The sequence below is a fragment of the Burkholderia sp. WSM2230 genome (assembly GCF_000472445.1).
Taxonomy (GTDB): Bacteria; Pseudomonadota; Gammaproteobacteria; order Burkholderiales; family Burkholderiaceae; genus Paraburkholderia.
Genome location: NZ_AXAJ01000001.1, coordinates 559,036 through 579,964 on the forward strand (window position 1 = coordinate 559,036; position 20,929 = coordinate 579,964).

The window sequence follows — 20,929 nt, forward strand, 5'->3', positions numbered from 1 at the left end:
CGCCCGCAAAGGCATACACGTCGGTCAGTATCCGTACTGCATGCTCGCGTCGACGTTGCTCTTGTCATAGAAGCGATCGGACACCTTGACCCACGGCGGAACAGTTTCGCCTTTCGCGTACTTCTGCGCGACATCGCATGCGAGCGGGCCGAAGAACGGGCTCGATTGCACGCTCGCGCCGAGTTCGCCTGCCTTGATGGCCTCGAGGCCGCCCTTGGTGCCGTCGATGGTCACGATCTGAATGTCCTTGCCCGGCTGTTTGCCCGCGGCCTTGATCGCGGCGATGGCGCCGAGCGCCATTTCGTCGTTGTGCGCATAGACGGCGGTCGCGTCGGGATGCGCCTGCAACAGCGTCTCCATCACCTGACGGCCCTTGTCGCGCGCGAAATCGCCGCTCTGCGAGGCAACGATCTTCATGCCGGGATTCTTTGCAATGACCTCGTCGAAGCCTTTCTTGCGATCATTCGCGGCGGACGCGCCCGTCGAGCCTTCCAGCTCGATGATGGTCGCCTTGCCGTTGGTCGCCTTCACGAGCCAGTTCGCAGCGCGCTGCCCCTGGTCGATGAAGTCCGAACCGATGAAGGTGATGTAGTCCTTGCCGGCTTTCGCCATCGACTGGTCGACGTTGCGGTCGACGAGAATCACGGGAATGCCCGCCTTCTTCGCCTGCATGATGACAGGGACGAGCGGCTTTTCTTCACGCGGGGGAAACACGAGCAGATCGACGTGCTGCGCAATCATGCTTTGAATATCCGCGACCTGCTTGGCAGCGGAACTGTTGGCATCGGTCATGACCATCTGCCAGCCGCATTTGGATGCGATTTCCTTGAAGCTTCTCGTCTCCGCAAGCCGCCAGGGGTTATTGCTTTCCGTCTGCGCGAAGCCGACCTTGAGCGGCTTCTTGTTAGGGATTTTCGGCAGGGCGTCGTCGGCGGCATGCGCGACGCCGAAGCCGGCGGAGAGGGTCAGCGCAGCGAGTGCGAGAAACGATGCAGCAATCGGGCGCAGGCCCGCTTTCTTCTTGAGCGACAGCATGTCTTCCTCCGATAAGGATGGTTTGCCTGTTTTCTGTCAATGCCGATGCTTGTGATGCCCGGTCTTCTTCCTGCTGCGAGAGTCGTGCTACCTGCTAGTCGTTAATATTATTAATTGCCAGTTGCTTCGTTTCAGCGATGACCTTGACCGAGCCGCGCTCGATCAACGGCCCGTCCAGCTTGACCGTCCGGCGCCGCACCGGCGCGCCCGCCGCGCGGTTGTGTTCTTCCTGCAAGAGCGTTTCGACAGCCCATTTGCCGAGCTCATAGTTCGGCAGCACGACGGTGGACAGCGGCGGATGCGTGTGCCGGGCGATTTCCTGATCGTCGTAGCCGAGCACGGAAACATCGTCGGGGACTCGCAGGCCGAGTTGCTTGAGCGCTTCTATTGCGCCGAGCGCCATCAGATCGTTAGCGCAGAAAATGGCCGTTGGCGGGTTCGGCTCGCGCATTAGCGAGAGCGTTTCCTCGAAGCCCGTCGCCGGGCCCCAATCGCCTTCACGCACGAGTTCTGGCGCAAACGGCAGGTCAGCCGTCGCCAAAGCCGTGCGATAACCCTTCAGACGATCGCGCGCCGCATCCTGCCACGGCTCGCCGTTGATATAGCCGATCCGCCGATGTCCCGCCGCGAGCAGATAGTCCGTTGCCGTGTGGCCGCCCGCGACTTCGGCGGGCACGACCGACGACAGATTAGCGTCGCTGCAATAGCAGTTGAGCAGCACGGTCGGCACGCGGGCGAGCGCCGCGGGCACCGTCACGCGCCGCGTGTACACGGCCGCGTAGACCACGCCGAGCACGTTGGGATTGCCGAGCGTCGCGTCGAGCACGCGCGCTTCGATCTCGGCGTTGCCGTGCGTCGAATACACCGCGAGCATGCGGCCGTTCGCGAATGCGGCATCGCGCGCGCCGTCGATGCTGACGACCGGGTGCGGGCTCGTCGAGATTTCGTCGGCGAGATAAACGATCAGATTACGTTCGCCCTGCGCCGTATCGAACGACGGCAGCGCACTCGGTTCGCGCTGCGTCATCCGGTAGCCGAGTTCCTGAGCCGCGCGCAGCACCTTGTCGCGAGTCGCGTCGGAGAACTTCGCGCCGCTCGCGTTGTTGAGCACGAGCGAAACCGTCGATTGCGAAACTCCAGTGAGCTTCGCGATGTCGGTCATGGTGGGGCGGCGTTGGGTCGTCTTTTTCATAGGCTTGCGGCAGGAGTGCAGCAAACTTACCACTAATATTAGCGATCAACAACGCGCGCCGGCACCAATGGGATCGGGGTTTCCACCGACTATTACTAATAATATTGACGACTCGATCACGCCCATGCGATTCTTTTTTGCAAATCGACACGGAGGATGCGCGCATGGGCCGTTACGACGAAAGCACGAGGGACGCACTGGCGGATGCGTTCAATCGCGACGGCCTCGTGCTGTTGCGCGGCCACTTCCCGCGCGCGACGATAGAGGCCTGGCGCGACGCATTTCTGCCGCTGCTCCAGCCCCATGTCGAGGCGGACGCGAACGGCAATCGCGGCCCTGGCCGCTATTACGTGACGCTCCCGTTCGAGGGCCTTTTTGCAGATCCGGCCATCATCTGCGATGAAGACATTGTCGGCATCGTGGAGCGCGTGGCGGGCTTCGATCCGGTGATGTGCCAGCTCGCCACGGACACGCCGGTGCTCGGTTCCGAGTTCCAGGACTGGCATCGCGATACGCCGCCGCTTTTCGACGACGCGCCCGAAACGCCGTCCTTTCAGCTCGCGGTGAACTTTCCGCTCGTCGATGTCGACGATCGCAATGGCCCGCTGGAGACAACGCGCGGGACACACCGTATATCGCGAGAAGAAGCACTGGGAGGTCTGAAGGCGGAGCGGTTTCCGGCCGAGCGCGTGGCCATGCAAGTCGGCGACGTGATGATCCGCGATGTGCGCGGGCTGCATCGCGGCACCCCGAACCTTACCGGCGATCCGCGTCCGATGGTTGTCATCGGCTATAGCCGCGCGTGGTATTTCCGGCCAGAAGTGCATATCGACGTACCGCGCAAGGTGCTCGCCGAACTTCCTGCGCGCGCTCGCCGTCTGTTGCGCTTCAATCCGGTGGTCGAACAAACCGCGCGCACTTTCGACGAAAACTACCGGCAATTCGCCTATTGAGCGTCGATCGGTTTTGTCTTCGGGCGCCCGCAGACTAACCGCTGGTCGAATCGCGTCACCGCGCGCGGCGCCTGCTGCTCGCGGCCTCTACATATGAATTGGCGTGTTAGCGCCGCATAAAGGCGTTCGTGGGATGGGTGCTCCACGGACGAAAACGAACTGCTCATCAACACGCCCGTCACTCCGGTTTCCTCTCCTCGTCTGTCTGTCGCCGATTGTTGTCACCCGGACAACATGGTGTGGGCGTTCGCGATGCTACTGGTGTTCGCCCCCGCTAACTACACTCTGTGACGCGCTGGGTCGAAACGCGAACAAGAACGAAGCGCGCGCAATTCGTGGCCGTGGTCGTGCTCCTGAACCGCGCGCGCAGTGCGGCTTACTCCACCTGATCAAGAGGACTATTTAGATGAGCGAAACAATCCGCAATGTGCAGCCCGTTACTGCCAACCTCGGCAAAGAGGGCTCAGGAGAACTCGTGCCTTCGCGCTACGCCGTGCGCGTGGGTGACGTCGACGTCGTGCTGATCAGCGATGGCGTTCTGCCGTTGCCGACCTCCACCATGTCCACTAACGTGAGCGAAGCGGACCGCAACGAATGGTTCGATGGTCGCTTCCTGCAACGTGACATGTTCGACTGGGCGCTGAATATCGCGCTCGTGCGCAGCGGCGAACGCCTGATCCTGATCGACTCCGGCGTAGGCGACGGTTTCGAATACTTCGCGCGCGCCGGTCAGTCGGTGAGGCGCCTGGAATCGGCCGGCATCGACCTGGCTGCGATTACCGACATCGTCATTACGCATATGCACATGGATCACGTCGGCGGGCTGAACGTCGATGGCGTCAGGGCCAGGCTGCGCCCGGACGTGCGCATTCACGTGTCGGCCGCGGAAGTGGAGTTCTGGAAGAATCCCGACTTCAGCAAGACGGTAATGCCGGAAACGGTTCCTCCCGCGCTGCGCAAGGCTGCTGCAAAGTTCGTGAAGCTCTACAACGAAAACATCGTGCAGTTCGATCAGACCGTGGAAGTCGCCGCGGGTGTGTCGGCGCGCGTGACGGGTGGCCACACGCCGGGGCACTGCGTCGTGGACGTCGCATCAAACGGCGAGAAGCTGACGTTCGTGGGCGACGCCATCTTCGAAGTCAACTTCGACAATCCCGACTGGCAAAATGGCTTCGAGCACGATCCCGAGAAGGCTATGGATGTGCGTGTGGCGCTGCTCAACGAAGCCGCTCAAACCGGCGCTCTGCTGGCCGCAGCGCATGTCGCGTTTCCCTCTATCGGCCACATTGCAAAGAGCGGTGACGGCTTCCGTTTCGTGCCGGTGGTGTGGGACTACTGATTGATGCGGGAGTATCAATCATCGTCGTATAGATTGCACTGACGATTGATGGCCGGAAGACCGCCGTGGGTGCACAACACTGACAGCCAGTCCGGTCACAGTCGCGGGAAGGCTCGCCGCCAAGCCACTGTTCGAGCAAGCGTACCTGCTGGCTCACGGCTCCATGAGTGGCGTGAAGCTCAGCGGCAGCGTCCTTGATGCTGCCTGGTCGGCCTGCTGCCTCAAAGGCCCGTAAGGCGTTAAGCGGCGGCAACACACATGTCATATGCGAGAGCTTTTCTAACGCGACCCGACAATTTGTCTGGCTTGCCGGTACGCGACAAGATAGATATCCTTCTTCATGCGTCGCAAACAAGTCGCGGCGACTTGTGCCAGGTAAGAGGGCTTAATGCTTAAACATATTGAAAGCAGCCTGCTCGACATCGCCTATGACGAACAAGGCGATGCAGATGGATGGGTCGTCGTTCTGCTACACGGGTTTCCTTACGACATCCACGCATACGAAGAAGTGACACCACGCCTGACTTCACGAGGCGCACGCGTGATCGCTCCTTACCTGCGAGGATTCGGACCGACCCGTTTTCTCGCGCCGACAACACTTCGTTCGGGCCAGCAGGCGGCGCTTGGGGCAGATCTTTTGGCTCTCCTTAACGCTCTGAACATAAGCCACGCCGTGCTTGGCGGATACGACTGGGGCGGACGCGCCGCATGCATCGTCGCGGCGCTGTATCCGTCGAGGGCGCGGGGGCTGGTTTCGGTGAACGGCTACAACATCCAGCAGATCTCCACTGCGTTGCAGCCAGCCGCTCCCGAGAAGGAATACCGGTTGTGGTATCAGTACTATCTGCACAGCGAGCGCGGCCGGGCCGGACTGACTCAAAACCGTCGCGAATTCTGTCGTCTCTTGTGGTCCTTATGGTCACCGACCTGGCGCGTGGACGAGGACACTTTTGCGCGCTCCGCAGCGGCGTTCGACAATCCGGATTTTGTCGAGGTGGTCGTTCACTCGTACCGGCACCGTTTCGGACTGGTTGCTGGCGATCCTCAGTTTGACGACATCGAGCGCCGTTTGGCGAACATGCCGTCGATAACGGTGCCAACAATTACGCTGGAAGGCGACGCCGATGGTGTTTCGCCCCCAGGAGGACGACGGGCCGACTTGCAGCGTTTTACTGGCTCGCATCAGAACCGGACCGTTCCGAACGCCGGCCACAATCTCCCACAGGAGGCACCGGAGGCCTTTGCCGATGCGATCCTGGACATCCACGAATTGGCCGCTTGACCTGCTTGGGAAGCCAAGTCTCAGCTGGAACCGTGCGCCCACCCAATGAGGAATCCGGATGAATAGTGTTTCGCAGGCCCCCTTGATTCTCGTCACCGGCGGAAGCCGCGGCGTCGGCGCGGCGACCGCGCGCCTGGCTGCCAGGCAAGGGTACAACGTCGCGATCAGCTTTATCGCAAACGAGTCCGCCGCTGGTGCCGTTGCAGCCGATGTGGAAGCCGCCGGCCGCCAGGCCCTGGCGGTGCGCGCCGATGTCGCGGACCCGCAGCAGGTTGCGCAGCTATTCGCCGCCATCGACAGGAAGTTCGGGCGCATCGATGTGCTGGTGAACAACGCCGCAATCATCGCCCGACAAGCGCGCGTTGAGGACCTCCACTTCGAGCGGATGCAGCGCATTTTCGCGGTGAATGCGATCGGCCCGATCCTGTGCGCGCAACAGGCGGCGAGGCGCATGTCGCATAGGCACAATGGGCGCGGCGGCGTCGTGATCAACGTGTCGTCCGCATCGGCGCGGCTTGGGAGTCCAAACGAATACGTCGATTACGCTGCATCGAAAGGCGCTATCGAAACGTTTACGACCGGCTTCGCGAAGGAAGTCGCGCGGGACGGCATTCGCGTCAATTGCATTCGCCCGGGTCACATCTACACGGAGATGCACGCAAGCGGCGGGGAACCGGGGCGCGTGGATCGTGTCAAGGAGTCCATTCCCATGGGACGGGGCGGTCAGCCCGAGGAAGTCGCCCGGGCGATCCTGTGGCTCGCCAGCGATGAGGCGTCGTTCGTTACGGGCACCTTCCTCGATGTTACTGGCGGCAAGTAAGTAGGCGGCGGGCGAATGACCGGCGCCACCTCGAGCACATAAGGATTGCAGCTTTCGTCACGGCTCAAGCCACTTTGCGGACCGCGGACAAAGGGCGTTGCTCATGCCACCGGATGCAATTGCCGGACTGGCGCGGTATCTCGCGCCAGGCGCGCAGGTCCACTCGCGGCGACATGGCATCCGGAACCAGCACAGGCGCGCCGTGTGCGCAGGAACATGAGCAGGCAAGCGGCTTTTGCGAGTTGCGCACTTGCCGCCCCTGCTGTTGCTGTCCTCCGCGCTGGCGCTGTTTCACCTTGGCAATGCGGCGGTGCCGCCGCTCAAGGTCGCTCAAAGCCGCTCGATCAATGCCATCGCGGCTGCGGGATTGCGTTCCTTGAAGCCGCTGATCACATACAGATAAACGTCGCGCACCGCTGGTTTCGCAGGCGCTTCGCCGCATGTTTCCAGGTCGCCTGGCGTCGTGCCCGCTGCCAGTTCCCGTGCACGAGCAGCCCATGCGTCGAGCGCTTTCGCTGAATAACCCTTGGTCTGTTTATCGGTGGTGCCCATGATGCGCGCATACACGAACGGCGCCGTAATGTCGGCGATTTGCGGGTAGGCGCTGTCTCCGGCCAGCACCACGGCAACCTTGTACTTGCGTGCCAGCGCAATGAATTCCGGCGTCCTGAAGCTGTCGTTGCGAACTTCGATTGCATGTCTAAGCTTGACGCCCTCGATACTCGCAGGCAGCAGCTTCAGAAAAGCCTCGAAATCTTCGCCGTCGAATTTCTTGGTCGGAGCGAACTGCCAGTTGATCGGCCCGAGTTTCTGTTTGAGCAGCAGCACGCCGCTCGCGAAAAAACGTTCGATAGTCTCGCCGGCGTCCGCCAGTACTTTCCGATTTGTCGCGTAACGCGGCGCCTTTAGCGAAAAGATGAAATCTTCCGGCGTTTCCTGATACCACTTTTCATAGCTCGCCGGTTTTTGCAAACCGTAGAAAGTGCCGTTGATTTCAATCGAACTGAGATGTCGGCTCGCATACTCGAGTTCGCGGCTTTGCGTGAGATCTTCCGGATAGAAAGTGCCGCGCCATGGCGCATAAGTCCAGCCGCCTATGCCGATCCTGATGTTGCCGGTCTTCGTGGTACTAGTGGTGTTCGCGCTGGTTGACGATTTCGCGGCTTTTGCGGGTTTGGTTTCTGCCACCTCGTGTCCTCCTTCTGGCTGCGCCTGAGCGACCGGTAGACCCGTAGATTAGCGTGTTTTCCCGCGCCGGACTGCGCCTACGAGAAGCATAACGAAGCGGGCTATTCGCCGCGCGCCGGTTCTGCGGCGCGCGTGGCCGCTTCACGCGTGGCTTGCTCGAAACGCCGGTTCGCCTCCGCCACTTCCGCCCGGAACTGTTGCAACGCATTAACTGCGGGATCGGGAGGCGTCAGCGCGGCCCAGAGTACTTCGATCAACTGATCAGCAGTTGCGTCGATGTCGGTATGCCGGTGGGCGAGTGTGGCGTCCCACAACACGTGCTCCATCGGGCCGAACACCATCGAGCGCAAGAGGCGCAACGGCATGTCCGCGCGAATCTGGCCGCTTTCCTGGCCTTGTGCCAGTACGCGCATCAACGGTGCGGTGTAGCGGCGCTGCAATTCGGTCAGCGCTTCGCTCAACTCGTGATGCCGCGCGCGTCCTTCTGAAAGCACGAGCGCGCAAAGATCGGTGCCGTTCACGAGCATGAGCCGCAAATGGGTTCGCACGATGAAGGCGAACTGCTGGCGTACGGTGCCGTCGCGTGGCAGCCCGGCTTCGATTGCGCCGATGATTTCGTCGTACCAGTCGCCGATCACCCGCGCGCAGAGCTCGCGCTTGCCGCGGAAATAGCTGAAGACGGTGGCCTCTGAAACGCCCAGGCGCTGAGCGATTTCCGCAGTCGTCGCGCGTTCGTAGCCCTTTTCCGAGAACACGTCGCGACCCGCCTGAAGGATCTCCTTCACGCGCTGCTGCGACTTGCGCCCGGCGGGCTGGCGGCGCGAGGCGGGCAGTTCGGGCTTGAGATCAGGCGTCATATGAGTCGGATTCAGATTTTATCGGTCGGCGACGTATTCGAGGAGTGCTCGCCGCGATGCTATCACAGTACAGGTATCAATTATCCGGCTTTGACCGGTTTCTGAGTGACACTCAGAAATACCTATTGACGCTTAGGTAAATCTGGCGTGAAATGCGCCTTGAACGTCGCGCGCCTCCTCTTGAGCCTGAGCACGCGGTCCTCGAGGCCGCCTCGCATGTTTCAGTCCATCTGGCCGCACAAGAAAATTCGCCGGCAGCCCGCTGCCGGCCGTCAATGAACCCTGGAGACACCGCAATGAGCAACCTGCCCGGCTTGCAATTCCCACTCGGCGAAGAAATCGAAATGCTGCGCGACAGCATTGCGGGGTTCGCTGCGAAAGAAATCGCGCCGCGTGCCGCCGAAGTCGATCGCACAGATCAGTTTCCCATGGACCTGTGGCGCAAATTCGGCGATCTGGGTGTGCTCGGCATGACGGTCTCCGAGGAATACGGCGGCGCGAACATGGGCTACACCGCGCATATGGTCGCGATGGAAGAAATCTCGCGCGCGTCGGCCTCGGTCGGTCTTTCGTACGGCGCACATTCGAATCTGTGCGTGAACCAGATTCATCGCAACGGCACGGAGGCGCAAAAGCAGAAGTACTTGCCGAAGCTGGTATCCGGCGAACATGTGGGCGCGCTCGCCATGAGCGAGCCGAACGCCGGCTCGGACGTGGTCAGCATGAAGCTGCGCGCGGACAAAAAGGGTGACCGCTACGTGCTGAACGGCACGAAGATGTGGATCACCAACGGTCCGGATTGCGACACGCTGGTGGTCTACGCGAAGACCGACCCCGAAGCGAATTCGCGCGGCATTACCGCGTTTATCGTCGAAAAAGGCATGAAGGGTTTTTCGGTCGCGCAGAAGCTCGACAAGCTCGGCATGCGTGGTTCGCATACGGGCGAACTCGTATTCGAAGACGTCGAAGTGCCGGAAGAAAACATTCTCGGGCAGTTGAACGGCGGCGTGAAGGTGCTGATGAGCGGGCTCGACTACGAACGCGCAGTGCTCGCGGGCGGCCCAACGGGCATCATGGTCGCGGTAATGGACGCGGTCGTGCCGTATATCCACGACCGCAAGCAGTTCGGCCAGTCGATCGGCGAATTCCAGCTGATTCAGGGCAAGGTCGCCGATCTGTACACAACGTTGCAGGCGTGCCGCGCGTATCTGTATGCAGTCGGCCGCCAGTTGGACACGCTCGGCAAGGAACACGTGCGCCAGGTTCGCAAGGACTGCGCGGGCGTGATTCTCTACACGGCCGAAAAAGCCACGTGGATGGCCGGCGAAGCAATCCAGATTCTCGGCGGCAATGGTTATATCAACGAGTATCCCGTTGGACGTCTGTGGCGCGACGCGAAGCTCTATGAAATCGGCGCAGGCACGAGCGAGATCCGCCGCATGCTGATTGGCCGCGAACTCTTTGCCGAAACGATGTAAGCCGAGCGACAAACAGGAGAACGACGCGATGCCCGTCATCGAATCCAGGCTGAATCCACGCTCCGACGACTTTCGCGCCAATGCCGCGGCGCTCGAAGCGTTGGTCGACGATCTTCGCGCGAAGGTCGAGAAACTCGCGCTGGGCGGCGGCGAGGCCGCGCGCGAGAAGCACACCGGGCGCGGCAAGCTGCTGCCGCGAGAGCGCATCGAGAAACTGCTCGATCCGGGCACACCGTTTCTCGAGTTCTCGCAACTCGCGGCCTACGGCATGTACAACGACGACGCGCCGGGCGCGGGCGTCATCACCGGCATCGGCCGTATCGCGGGGCACGAGTGCGTGATCGTCTGCAACGATGCGACGGTCAAGGGCGGAACCTACTATCCGATCACGGTCAAGAAGCATGTGCGCGCGCAGGAAATCGCCGCGGAAAACCGCTTGCCGTGCGTGTATCTCGTCGACTCGGGCGGCGCGAACCTGCCGAATCAGGACGACGTGTTTCCCGACCGCGATCACTTCGGCCGCATCTTCTACAACCAGGCGAATCTGTCGGCAGCGGGCATTCCGCAGATCGCCGTCGTGATGGGCTCGTGCACCGCGGGCGGCGCCTATGTGCCGGCCATGAGCGACGAGTCGATCATCGTAAAGAACCAGGGCACCATTTTTCTCGGCGGCCCGCCGCTCGTGAAAGCCGCAACCGGCGAAGTGGTGAGCGCTGAAGATCTTGGCGGCGGTGATGTGCACACGCGCCTCTCGGGCGTGGTGGATCACCTCGCGCAGAACGACGCACATGCATTGGCAATTGCGCGCAGCATCGTCGGCAATCTGAATCGCACAAAGCATGTGCCGGTCGTGTTGCAGGCGCCGAAGCCGCCGCGCTACGACGTAAAGAGCATGTACGGCGTGATTCCCGTGGATACGCGAAAGCCGTTCGACATTCGCGAGGTGATTGCACGCATCGTCGACGACTCTGCGTTCGACGAATTCAAGGCACGCTACGGCACCACGCTTGTGTGCGGCTTCGCGCATATCTGGGGCCATCCGGTCGGCATCATTGCAAACAACGGCATTCTGTTTTCGGAGTCCGCGCTCAAGGGCACGCATTTCATTGAACTGTGCTGCCAGCGCAAGATTCCGCTCGTCTTTCTGCAGAACATCACCGGCTTCATGGTGGGCCGCAAGTACGAAAACGAAGGCATCGCGCGTAACGGCGCGAAGATGGTGACGGCTGTGGCGACGGCAAAGGTGCCGAAGTTCACGGTGATCATCGGCGGGTCGTTCGGTGCGGGCAATTACGGCATGTGCGGCCGCGCGTATTCGCCGCGCTTCCTGTGGATGTGGCCGAATGCACGCATCTCGGTGATGGGCGGCGAGCAGGCGGCATCGGTGCTTGCCACCGTGAGGCGCGACGGCATCGAGAGCCGCGGCGGTTCATGGAGCGCGGAGGAAGAAGAGGCCTTCAAACAGCCGATTCGCGAGCAATACGAATATCAGGGGCATCCATACTATGCAAGCGCGCGTCTATGGGACGACGGCGTGATCGACCCGGCGCAAACGCGCGACGTGCTCGGCCTCGGTTTGTCGGCCGCGATGAATGCGCCGATTGAAGACACGCGCTTCGGCGTGTTCCGGATGTGACACAGCGCGACGCATGGGAGCCGCCACGATGCAATACGAAACAGTCAACGTAGAAATCGAGGGATATGTCGCGACGATCACGCTGAATCGCCCGGATGTGCGCAACGCATTCAACGAAACCATGATCGCCGAGGTCACGTCGGCCTTCACGGCGCTGAATACGCACGAGGGCGTCCGCGCGGTCGTGCTCGCCGCGAACGGCAAGGCGTTCTGCGCCGGCGCCGATCTGAACTGGATGAAGAAAATGGCCGGTTACTCGGACGACGAGAACCGCGCCGACGCGATGTTGCTCGCCAACATGCTGTCGTCCATCTATCGCTGCAACAAGCCGGTGATCGCACGCGTGAACGGCGATGCCTACGCGGGCGGCATGGGCCTGATTTCCGCTTGCGACATCGTGGTGGCGGTGGAAAGCGCGCGCTTCTGTCTTTCGGAGGCGCGCCTCGGCCTGATTCCGGCGACCATCGCGCCCTACGTGATACGCGCGCTGGGCGAGCAGGCGTCGCGCCGCTATTTCATCACCGCGGAGCAGTTCGATTGCGCCACCGCGTTGCGCCTCGGGCTCGTCAGCGAAGCGGTCAGCGCGGAGCAACTCGACGCCACCGTTCAGCAGATCGCGCAAACGCTGTGCGCGAACGGTCCACAGGCGGTGCGCGCGTGCAAGCAGCTCGTGCAGGACATGGCCGGGCGCGAGTTGAACCACGCATTGATAGAAGATACGGCAGCGCGCATCGCGCGTACGCGAGCGGGCGCGGAAGGCCGCGAAGGCGTCGCGTCGTTCCTCGAGAAACGTGCGCCGGCCTGGCGCGACTGAAGTGCGGCTCACTAACAACGCGAGGCGCCGGCGGGCGTTCACCAGAACAATATCCTGAGATCGAGACAACTCATGTTTAACAAGATCCTGATTGCCAACCGGGGCGAAATTGCGTGCCGCGTCGCGGCAACCTGCAAGCGGCTCGGCATTGCGAGCGTCGCTGTCTACTCGGACGCCGACGCCAATGCCAAGCACGTAAGCGCGTGCGATGAAGCGGTGCATATCGGCGGCGCGACCGCCGCGGAAAGTTACTTGCGTGTCGAACGCATTATCGAAGCGGCACGCGCGAGCGGCGCGCAGGCAGTGCATCCGGGCTACGGCTTTCTGTCGGAAAACGAAGACTTCGCGCGGGCATGTGAAGCGGCGGGCGTCGTGTTCATCGGACCGCCGGTCGAAGCGATCGCGGCAATGGGATCGAAAGCCGCCGCCAAAGCGCTGATGCATGCGGCTTCCGTGCCGCTCGTGCCCGGCTATCACGGCGACGATCAGAACCCCGAACTATTGCAGCGCGAGGCCGATGCGATCGGCTACCCGGTTCTTCTGAAGGCTAGCGCGGGCGGCGGCGGCAAGGGCATGCGTGTCGTTGAGCGCAGCGCGGACTTCGCTGCGGCGCTCGCCTCGTGCAAGCGCGAGGCGGCAAGCAGCTTCGGCAACGACCGCGTGCTGATCGAAAAATATCTGACGCGGCCGCGCCACGTCGAAGTGCAGGTTTTCGCGGATCGCCGCGGTGGCGCCGTTTATCTGTTCGACCGCGACTGCTCGGTGCAGCGTCGCCATCAGAAGGTGCTGGAAGAGGCGCCCGCGCCGGGATTGTCGGCGGAAATAAAGCGTGAAATGGGCGAGGCGGCGGTTGCCGCCGCGCGCGCGGTGAATTATGTCGGAGCCGGCACCGTCGAGTTCATCATGACGGCCACCGGCGAGTTCTATTTCATGGAGATGAACACGCGCCTGCAAGTCGAGCATCCCGTCACGGAGATGGTGACCGGTCAGGACCTGGTGGAATGGCAACTGCGTGTGGCCGCCGGCGAGCCGTTGCCGCTCACACAAGACCAACTCGCAATTGACGGCCACGCAATCGAGGCGCGCATTTATGCCGAGCATCCGGCGCGCGGCTTCTTGCCGTCGACGGGCACGCTCAAGCATTTGCGCATGCCTGAAGGCGTGGAATTCGTGATCGATGCCGCCGGTCTCGGTGAGCCGGGTCGCAAGGCGCCTGTACGTATCGACAGCGGCGTGCGCGAAGGCGACACCATCACGCCGTTCTACGATCCGATGATCGCCAAGCTGATCGTGCACGGCGCGACGCGAGAAGAAGCTTTGGCACGAATGAGCCGCGCGCTGCATGCATGCGAAGTGGTGGGGCCGCATACGAATGTGGAGTTTTTGCAGCGTATTGTCGAAAGCGAGCCGTTTGCGAGCGGCGATCTGGACACCGGTCTGATCGAACGGCATCACGACGCATTGTTCGCGCCGGTGAAAAAGCCCTTCAAGGAAGCGCTCGCGCTGGCGTGCGCGGCGCTGCTGACGCGCGAGGGCGGCACCGCGCACGGCGCATCGCCGTGGGACGCGCTGTCGCACTGGCGTCTGAACGGCGGCTACAAGCAGACGCTAGGCTGGCGCGATGTGGAAGACGACAGCGCATTCACAGTCACGTTCGCGCGCGACGGCGGCGTGCAAACTCTCGAACACGACGGCCTGCGTGAAGGCTTCACGTGGTCGGGCGGCTCGGGCTTGCACGAATACCGCGCGACGATCGGCGATGCGCGGGCCACGGGCCGCGTGTTTGTCGACGGCGACACATTTCATGTGTTCTGCCTCGGCCACGCGCTGGCCTTCGAGTGGCAGAACCTGCTTGCGCACGCGGCGGATGCCGAACATGGCGAAGGCCGCCTGACCGCGCCGATGCCGGGCAAGGTGATCGCGGTGCTGGTGGAGCCGGGCACGGTGGTGGAGAAGGGCGCGCCGCTCATCGTAATGGAAGCGATGAAGATGGAGCACACCATAGGCGCGCCGGCGGCCGGCACGGTTTCCGAAGTGCTGTATGCGGTCGGCGACCAGGTTGCCGACGGCGCGCAGCTGCTCGTGCTGGACGTGCAATAACGCTCGAACCAATGCGCGGATAACGCGCGCATAACGCGCGAATTGAGGCGCGCTCAACCGAGCCGCGTATAGCCGACCGCGCGCGCCTCGTTTTCGAGCTGAGCGATGCGCTCGTAGTCTGCCAGCGGCAACGCAGAAAACCCCTGCAAACGCAGGCGTTCTGCACGCTCTGGATGCTGCGCGAGCGCTGCGCTCAGCGCCTCGCGCAGTGCTTCCACTGTGGCAGCGGGCACCGTGCCCGAGGCGATCAAAGGCAAGCCCGGCGATGCCGCTGTCATGCCAATGCGGCGAACGCGCCGCGCAAGTTCCGGCATTTCATCGCACACAAAAGCGAACGTCACGCAATCTATCGCCGCGACGTCCGCGCGATTGTCCGCAACCGCCTGCAACGATCCGACATGCGAGCCGGTGCGCAGCGCGGCGCGGAAAAATGCGCCTTCACGCGCGTGCGGCGCGACCGCGTGGCGCAGCGCGTTCATGCCGCTATTCGAATCGTCCTGATTGTAGGCAACGCGTGCGCCGCGGCATGAAGCGAGTGTATCGAACGGCGCGTCCGCGCGCGTGACGAGCACGCTCGCGTAATGTGCGCCCTCGCAGCCGGGAGCGTCGAAACGCGGCGTCGCGATCAACTGCACCTGTTCGCGCAGACCATGCATTAGCGGAAAGCCGCAGGTTTGCGACATCAGCAGATTCGGCCGGCGCCAGAAGCCGTGCAGTTCTTCGTCCGGCTCGACGATGCGGCACGCCGGCTTGACCATGCTCAGCACGTCCGCAAGCCACGCACGCCATTCGCTTTCGAGCGAGGGCGTGACGTTGTACATCGGCAGGGCGGCGATCCAGGTCATGATGCGAGGCTTGCATGTCTAATGGGCAGACTAATGCATGATCATACGGAATTCGTCGACGCCTAGCCGCACCGGCTCGGTCGGATGGAACGTCCACTTGCGCGCGGCCACCGTGAGAATCTCGCTTTGTGCGCCCTCGAACGCGAGCAACAGGTCTTTTTTGCGGGCGCTCGCCGCCCCGCAATAGGTGATGAGCGCGTCCGCGCTGACCTCGAAAATCTGTGCGCGGTCGTCGCAGCACACCCTGAACGCGACCGTTGCGCACTCCGTCACGCAGGGCCGGAACCCTTCGTCCACATAGACCGACATGGCGACCTCCTTTCGCGCGCGCGCCTGAGTCGTCAGCATGACAAACTGAAAGCCGCCGGTATGTGGGAGAGCCAGCATTCGCGAGAAATTGGCAGAGCACGCGCGGCCGCACGCCGCGGCGATGGTTTGCGCGAGACAAAATTTTGTAACCGAAGCGGCTTTTCTACCCGGTGCTCGACGGTTCGGGTCACGAGGCGGTGCCTACACTTGCCCTTGTTCTGAACCATCAAGACGGGAAGAAAGATGACCGAGACCAGTCAATTCAACAATGCGGTGCCTCGCAGAGCCCGGCAGTTTGCGCTCGCCGCCGCGGTGGTGGTGATGTTCAGTTTGCAGGGATGCGCGACTTCGCTCGAGACTTTCGGTCTTGGCGCGGGCGTTGGAATTGTCGGCGCATTCAGCCTGCTCGGTTGCGCAATAGGGTGCCATTGAAACGGACAGAGGCGCCAATTCCTTTCCGGGTATGTGAAATAACAATAGATGGAAATTCTGATTAATAGTTTGAAATAGAAAGGCTATGTAAAGCGAATCTGAAAAACATTCGGCAAGGAAACTCAATCGCCCGCCGCTTGACTTCGCGCCGTTGCGCTGGCTAAATCCACCGCGTTCGGTTCTTTCTTGATGCCTCCACGCAGGGAAAGTCGTTGCGCCGGACTCGGGGCTATGTGTTCGCACATAGCCCTTAATTATTTTGAGCATTAATTGGTAATAATTGGCTGTGTGGCGATTTGCAAACGCCTTTATTGAATTTTTTAATGATCAATGTATGCTGCGCATCCCTAAGGTCTTTTTAAACGCGAATAAAGGAACAAGGATGAAAAAAACAGCATTGACTTCGGCGTCTCTCGCGCTGCTGGTAGCGGCGGGGTCCGCGCATGCACAGAACAGCGTGACGTTGTATGGCGTGATCGACGCCGGCATCGGCTATGTGCATAACGCCAGTTCGAGCAGCAATCTCGCTGGCATGCTCAACGGCAATCTGAGCGGCGACCGCTGGGGCCTGAAGGGACAGGAAGATCTGGGCGGCGGCCTGAAGGCAATCTTCACGTTGGAAAACGGCTTCGACGTCGGCACCGGCAAGCTCGGGCAGGGCTCGCGCGAATTCGGCCGCCAGGCATTTGTCGGCCTGACGGGCGCTACGTGGGGCACGGTCACGGCCGGCCGCCAGTACGACCCGATCACGGACATGGTGCAAGGCGTCACGGCCGACAACTTCTTCGGCTCCGCATTCGCAACACCGGGCGACGTCGACAACAACGACAACAGCGCGCGCGTGTCGAACGCAGTCAAGTACGTGTCGCCGAATTACGCCGGCCTGCAATTCGAAGCGCTGTATGCATTCAGCGGCGTCGCGGGTCAGGCGGGCCAGGGCTATACGTACAGCGGCGCCGTGTCGTACTCGAACGGTCCGTTCTCGCTGGCGGGCGGCTACCTGCGCGCGACCAACGCATCGGCTACGGCCGCGCGTACGAGCTGGGCGAGCAGCACGACTGATTCGATCTTCGACAGCCACATCAACGACGGCTACGTCACGGCGAAATCGGTCAGCATCGCCCAGATCGGCGGCCAGTATGTGGTTGGTCCGGTCACGCTGGGCGCTTCGTATAGCAACACGCAATTGAAGAGCGACGGCTCGTCCACCTTCACGGGCACCGAGAAGTACAACAGCGGCAAGGCCTTCGTTGCCTATCAGGCGACGCCGGCACTGGTCGCGGGCCTGGGCTATGCGTACACCGCTGCATCGGGTGACACGTCGGCGCATTATCACCAGTTCAGCCTGGGTGCCGACTACAGCATCTCGAAGCGCACGGACTTCTACGCAGTTGCGGCTTACCAGCATGCGAGCGGCACGCAGCGTCTCGCGGATGGCACGACGCAGGACGCGCAGGCTTCGATCGGCTCGTATGGCTACAACGGTACCGATTCGCAAGCACTTGCAATCGTGGGCATCCGTCACAAGTTCTGATGCGACCAGTTCTGCTGTAGCTGCTGGCAAACGGATTTGTCAGCAGTGGAAAGAAACGACCCGGACGCATGCGCCCGGGTCGTTTTCATTGTGGCTACGAAAACTACAACGCCGCATCCGCACTCAAGCGCTCATTTCGCGGCGCAAGCAGATCGGGCAACTGCGCGAACGACTCGATTGACGCGGCGCATTGCAACGCCGCTGCGCCATCTGGTCCGCCATAGCCATAGCTCACGATAAACACTGGCATGCCCGCTGCGCGCGCCGCACAGACATCCACGGGCGAATCGCCGAGCAGAACGCTGCACTCGGTCTTTACGCCGAGCAGACGGCACGCATGCCACAGCGGTTGCGGCGCGGGCTTCATGCTGTCGATGGAATCGCCCGCGACCAGCACCTCCAGATAGCTCGCAAGCCCTGTCATGCGCAGCAGCGGCGCGGCCAGCGCCTCGGGTTTGTTGGTGACGCACGCGAGCCGGTAGCCGAGCCGCCGAAGCTCGCGAAGACCGGCGAGCACATCAGGATAGACGTGGCCGAAGCGCCCATTCGTTTCTTCATAGTGCCGATGAAATACCGCGAGCGCGGCTTCGCTGTTCACCTGTTCATCCAGTGTCGCCGCTTCTAGCGTGCGCCTGACCAGATTCGGCACGCCCTTGCCGATAAACCCGCTGACCGTGTCGAAGGGCAACGGCGCGTGGCCGAAATCGGCCAGCATGCGGCTCGCCGCTTCGACAATATCCGGCGCGGTGTGGACCATGGTGCCGTCAAGATCGATCAGCACAGCATGCGTTCGAGATCGCACCGACCCTTGCTCATGCGGCGAACCAGGCGGCTGCATGCTCATACTGCCGCCGCTTCGTGGGACCCATGGGACGCATGGCGATGCCAGCGGCGCAATGTGTCGAGGTCAACCCATGTCGGCCGTTTATTCGCGCTCGGGGAAGGGATAGGCGCGTCGGGATCGCCGAGATGAGGCAGCACGGCGAGCGCGCCCTCGAAAGAATGATGCGCTGTGTACGCTGTCGGCGTCACGACAGTCGGAACGAGTGCCGCACGCGCTGCGCTGAGCCCGTTGGCGGAGTCTTCGAACGCAATGCAGTCCGGGCCTTTCAGGCCGAGTTGCCGGAGCACGTCGAGGTGGACATCCGGCGCGGGCTTCTTTGCTTGCGTCGTGCCCGCATCGCAGATCGCGTTAAAACGGCTGCGCCAGGCCGGGCCGAATGGTCCGTGCAGCAGCGCGTCGAGATTCGCGGGCGTGGTGGTCGTCGCAATCGCCACGGGAATGGAGGCCATGCTCGCTTCGTCGAGCAGGCGCGCAATGCCCGGCCGCAACGGCAGGCCGCCGTCGCGCACGCGTGCCGCATAGTGACGGGTCTTGATCGCATGCACCGCGTCGATCACGCTGCTCACGCCGGGGCCCTCAGCTTCCTCCGGATCGGTGAGGCGCCAGTAATACAGCAAACGTTCCTTGCCGCCCGCCACCTCGAGCAGACGTGCGTACAGCGCTTCGTCCCATTGCCAGTCGAGCCCCGCCTCCGCGAACGCCATGTTGAACGCATGCAGGTGCGCGCTTTCGGTATCGGCAAGTGTGCCGTCGACGTCGAAGATCAGGGCTTGCATGGGCCGCTCCTCGTCCAGTTGAGCAGAGCCGGCTTCAGGCTCGTTGCCGGTGTGCAGTCACGATAGCGGAGCGGGTGTGCAATTTGAATTCAGAGATTCTTTGCGACTCGATAACGCATCGTTTAACGGTTCGATGAGCGCGGGCCGACCATGCCGGATCAATTCGGGAAAATCTCCCGCCGCTTGTCCGTTGTCAAACGAGCCCCCAATGAACTACTTTGCTTGAATGCCGGGCTTGCGCGGCGCAGCGCTTTCATAACGGAGTACAACAATGCTGGAGACACGGTTTCGGAACGCAACACGGGGACGTGCCATCGCTTCAGTCCGTATCGCGGCCGCCGTCACGGCGGCGCTCTGTGCGGGCTGGGCGCATGCCGCGGTGCCCATCGCCTATGTGACGAGCGAAAAGGCCGGCGTCGGTGTAATCGACCTCGACCAGATGACGCTGACACGAACCTTCGCGGTTGGCGCCGCGGGGCCGCGCGGCCTGAGTCTGAATGCGGACGGCTCGCGCCTGCTCGTGGCCAACAAGAACACCGGCGACCTTGCCGTGATCGACACGGCTTCGGGCGAAGTCGTGCAGCGTGTGAAGATCGGCAAGAACCCTGAGTTTGTGCGGGTGCACAACGGCTATGCGTATGTGACGTACGAGCCTGGTGAAGAGAGCGGCCCGCCCAGGGCGAACCCGCAGGCCGAAAAGCAGACGGGGCAGCAGCGCGACAAGCCGGCCAGTCCGGCCAACATGGCCAACAAGGCCGATCAGACCAACAAGGCCCATGCCGACGACGATGACGACGCCAGCAAGCCGCCTGCCGAGATCGCGCTCGTCGATATGAAAACCTGGCGCGTGGTGCGCTCGGTAACGAGCGGCCACGAAACCGAGGGCATCGAATTCTCGCGCGACGGCAAGCACATGCTCGTCACCAACGAAGGCGACGACACCGTCTCCGTCTATCACGCGCGCACGGGCGCGCCGATCCGGACCGTGAAGCTCGCGGCCGGTGGACGTCCGCGCGGCATACGGCTGTCGCCGGACGGCAAGGAATACGTGGTCACGCTGGAGTCGCTCAGCAAACTGGTCGTGATCGACGCGCACACGTTCAAGGTGCTGAAGACCGTCGATACCAGACTCGGCCCTTACGGCGTCGCGTATGCTCCGGACGGCAAGCGGCTTTTCGTGGCCGCGGCGCGCGACAAGACGGTGCAGGTATTCGACGGCCACAGCTACGAGCATCTCGCCGACTTGCCGGTCGGGCAGCGTTGCTGGCACTTCACCTTTACGCCGGACGGCGCGAAGCTGCTGGTTGCCTGCGGGCGTTCCGATTCCGTTTATGTGCTCGACGCGCGCAGCTATCAGCCGATCACACAAATCGGGCAATTGCCGCTGGCTTGGGGCATTGTCACTTATCCGCCTGGCGACGGCTCGATCGAATCGCGCTGACGGCTGTCGTTGCCGGTCATGCGCGACATGACCATGTATCGCTTCGTTGCATGA

The 20,929-nt window shown here is 62.3% G+C and carries 19 protein-coding genes and 1 pseudogene; 11 read left to right on the top strand and 9 right to left on the bottom strand.

Annotation, left to right across the window (positions count from 1 at the left end; translation table 11 throughout):
• Positions 1-24 precede the first annotated feature (24 nt).
• Positions 25-1,035 carry an ABC transporter substrate-binding protein gene (locus A3AC_RS0102550; RefSeq protein ID WP_025597000.1) on the bottom strand — a complete coding sequence of 337 codons (1,011 nt, stop codon included), beginning with the start codon at positions 1,033-1,035 and terminating at the stop codon, positions 25-27.
• A gap of 94 nt (positions 1,036-1,129) precedes the next feature.
• A complete protein-coding gene (locus A3AC_RS0102555) occupies positions 1,130-2,227 on the bottom strand; it encodes a LacI family DNA-binding transcriptional regulator (protein WP_232231880.1) in 1,098 nt (365 codons plus the stop codon).
• 164 nt (positions 2,228-2,391) lie between these two features.
• On the opposite strand from A3AC_RS0102555, the gene A3AC_RS0102560 reads away from it, so the two are divergent.
• Together A3AC_RS0102560 and A3AC_RS0102565 are read left to right on the top strand one after the other, a co-directional pair.
• Positions 2,392-3,180 carry a phytanoyl-CoA dioxygenase family protein gene (locus A3AC_RS0102560; RefSeq protein ID WP_025597003.1) on the top strand — a complete coding sequence of 263 codons (789 nt, stop codon included), beginning with the start codon at positions 2,392-2,394 and terminating at the stop codon, positions 3,178-3,180.
• Positions 3,181-3,586: 406 nt separating this feature from the next.
• A complete protein-coding gene (locus A3AC_RS0102565) occupies positions 3,587-4,519 on the top strand; it encodes an MBL fold metallo-hydrolase (RefSeq protein WP_025597005.1) in 933 nt (310 codons plus the stop codon).
• Between the two features lie 118 nt (positions 4,520-4,637).
• On the opposite strand, the pseudogene A3AC_RS29775 reads toward A3AC_RS0102565, so the two are convergent.
• A pseudogene (locus A3AC_RS29775) lies at positions 4,638-4,784 on the bottom strand (LysR family transcriptional regulator); the annotation flags it as partial.
• A gap of 123 nt (positions 4,785-4,907) precedes the next feature.
• On the opposite strand from A3AC_RS29775, the gene A3AC_RS0102570 reads away from it, so the two are divergent.
• A complete protein-coding gene (locus A3AC_RS0102570; protein ID WP_025597007.1) occupies positions 4,908-5,801 on the top strand; it encodes an alpha/beta fold hydrolase in 894 nt (297 codons plus the stop codon).
• Between the two features lie 58 nt (positions 5,802-5,859).
• On the top strand, positions 5,860-6,621 hold the full coding sequence (locus A3AC_RS0102575) for a glucose 1-dehydrogenase (RefSeq protein WP_025597009.1): 762 nt from the start codon (positions 5,860-5,862) through the stop codon (positions 6,619-6,621).
• Positions 6,622-6,951: 330 nt separating this feature from the next.
• On the opposite strand, the gene A3AC_RS0102580 is transcribed toward A3AC_RS0102575, so the two are convergent.
• Both A3AC_RS0102580 and A3AC_RS0102585 read right to left on the bottom strand, forming a co-directional pair.
• Complete coding sequence (locus A3AC_RS0102580; protein WP_025597011.1) at positions 6,952-7,809, bottom strand: DUF72 domain-containing protein; 858 nt, start codon at positions 7,807-7,809, stop codon at positions 6,952-6,954.
• Positions 7,810-7,910: 101 nt separating this feature from the next.
• The gene (locus A3AC_RS0102585; protein WP_025597013.1) at positions 7,911-8,666 is read right to left on the bottom strand and encodes a TetR/AcrR family transcriptional regulator; all 756 of its coding nucleotides are present in this window, start codon (positions 8,664-8,666) and stop codon (positions 7,911-7,913) included.
• 296 nt (positions 8,667-8,962) lie between these two features.
• On the opposite strand from A3AC_RS0102585, the gene A3AC_RS0102590 reads away from it, so the two are divergent.
• The 4 genes from A3AC_RS0102590 to A3AC_RS0102605 all read left to right on the top strand — a co-directional run bounded on the left by A3AC_RS0102590 (position 8,963) and on the right by A3AC_RS0102605 (position 14,694).
• Positions 8,963-10,144, top strand: coding sequence for an isovaleryl-CoA dehydrogenase (locus A3AC_RS0102590; RefSeq protein WP_025597015.1), 1,182 nt, complete (start codon positions 8,963-8,965; stop codon positions 10,142-10,144).
• A 28-nt stretch (positions 10,145-10,172) separates the two neighbouring features.
• The gene (locus tag A3AC_RS0102595) at positions 10,173-11,780 is read left to right on the top strand and encodes a carboxyl transferase domain-containing protein (protein ID WP_025597017.1); all 1,608 of its coding nucleotides are present in this window, start codon (positions 10,173-10,175) and stop codon (positions 11,778-11,780) included.
• A 28-nt stretch (positions 11,781-11,808) separates the two neighbouring features.
• Positions 11,809-12,594, top strand: coding sequence for an enoyl-CoA hydratase/isomerase family protein (locus tag A3AC_RS0102600; protein ID WP_025597019.1), 786 nt, complete (start codon positions 11,809-11,811; stop codon positions 12,592-12,594).
• Between the two features lie 72 nt (positions 12,595-12,666).
• Positions 12,667-14,694, top strand: coding sequence for an acetyl/propionyl/methylcrotonyl-CoA carboxylase subunit alpha (locus A3AC_RS0102605; RefSeq protein ID WP_025597021.1), 2,028 nt, complete (start codon positions 12,667-12,669; stop codon positions 14,692-14,694).
• Between the two features lie 53 nt (positions 14,695-14,747).
• Here the strand turns inward: A3AC_RS0102605 and A3AC_RS0102610 are convergent, their stop codons facing one another.
• Positions 14,748-15,539 carry a phosphate/phosphite/phosphonate ABC transporter substrate-binding protein gene (locus tag A3AC_RS0102610; protein ID WP_025597023.1) on the bottom strand — a complete coding sequence of 264 codons (792 nt, stop codon included), beginning with the start codon at positions 15,537-15,539 and terminating at the stop codon, positions 14,748-14,750.
• Positions 15,540-15,569: 30 nt separating this feature from the next.
• On the bottom strand, positions 15,570-15,848 hold the full coding sequence (locus A3AC_RS0102615) for a DUF1488 family protein (RefSeq protein WP_025597025.1): 279 nt from the start codon (positions 15,846-15,848) through the stop codon (positions 15,570-15,572).
• 243 nt (positions 15,849-16,091) lie between these two features.
• On the opposite strand from A3AC_RS0102615, the gene A3AC_RS0102620 reads away from it, so the two are divergent.
• Both A3AC_RS0102620 and A3AC_RS0102625 read left to right on the top strand, forming a co-directional pair.
• On the top strand, positions 16,092-16,280 hold the full coding sequence (locus A3AC_RS0102620) for a hypothetical protein (protein ID WP_025597027.1): 189 nt from the start codon (positions 16,092-16,094) through the stop codon (positions 16,278-16,280).
• Between the two features lie 382 nt (positions 16,281-16,662).
• On the top strand, positions 16,663-17,814 hold the full coding sequence (locus A3AC_RS0102625; RefSeq protein WP_025597029.1) for a porin: 1,152 nt from the start codon (positions 16,663-16,665) through the stop codon (positions 17,812-17,814).
• A 103-nt stretch (positions 17,815-17,917) separates the two neighbouring features.
• On the opposite strand, the gene gph is transcribed toward A3AC_RS0102625, so the two are convergent.
• Both gph and A3AC_RS0102635 read right to left on the bottom strand, forming a co-directional pair.
• Positions 17,918-18,658 (bottom strand): phosphoglycolate phosphatase, encoded by a 741-nt coding sequence (gph, locus tag A3AC_RS28960; protein WP_051361553.1) that lies wholly within the window; start codon positions 18,656-18,658, stop codon positions 17,918-17,920.
• A complete protein-coding gene (locus A3AC_RS0102635) occupies positions 18,655-19,434 on the bottom strand; it encodes an HAD-IA family hydrolase (protein WP_025597031.1) in 780 nt (259 codons plus the stop codon). The genes gph and A3AC_RS0102635 overlap by 4 nt, the downstream gene beginning before the upstream one ends.
• 271 nt (positions 19,435-19,705) lie before the next feature.
• On the opposite strand from A3AC_RS0102635, the gene A3AC_RS0102640 reads away from it, so the two are divergent.
• Complete coding sequence (locus A3AC_RS0102640) at positions 19,706-20,875, top strand: YVTN family beta-propeller repeat protein (protein ID WP_025597033.1); 1,170 nt, start codon at positions 19,706-19,708, stop codon at positions 20,873-20,875.
• Positions 20,876-20,929: the final 54 nt, after the last annotated feature.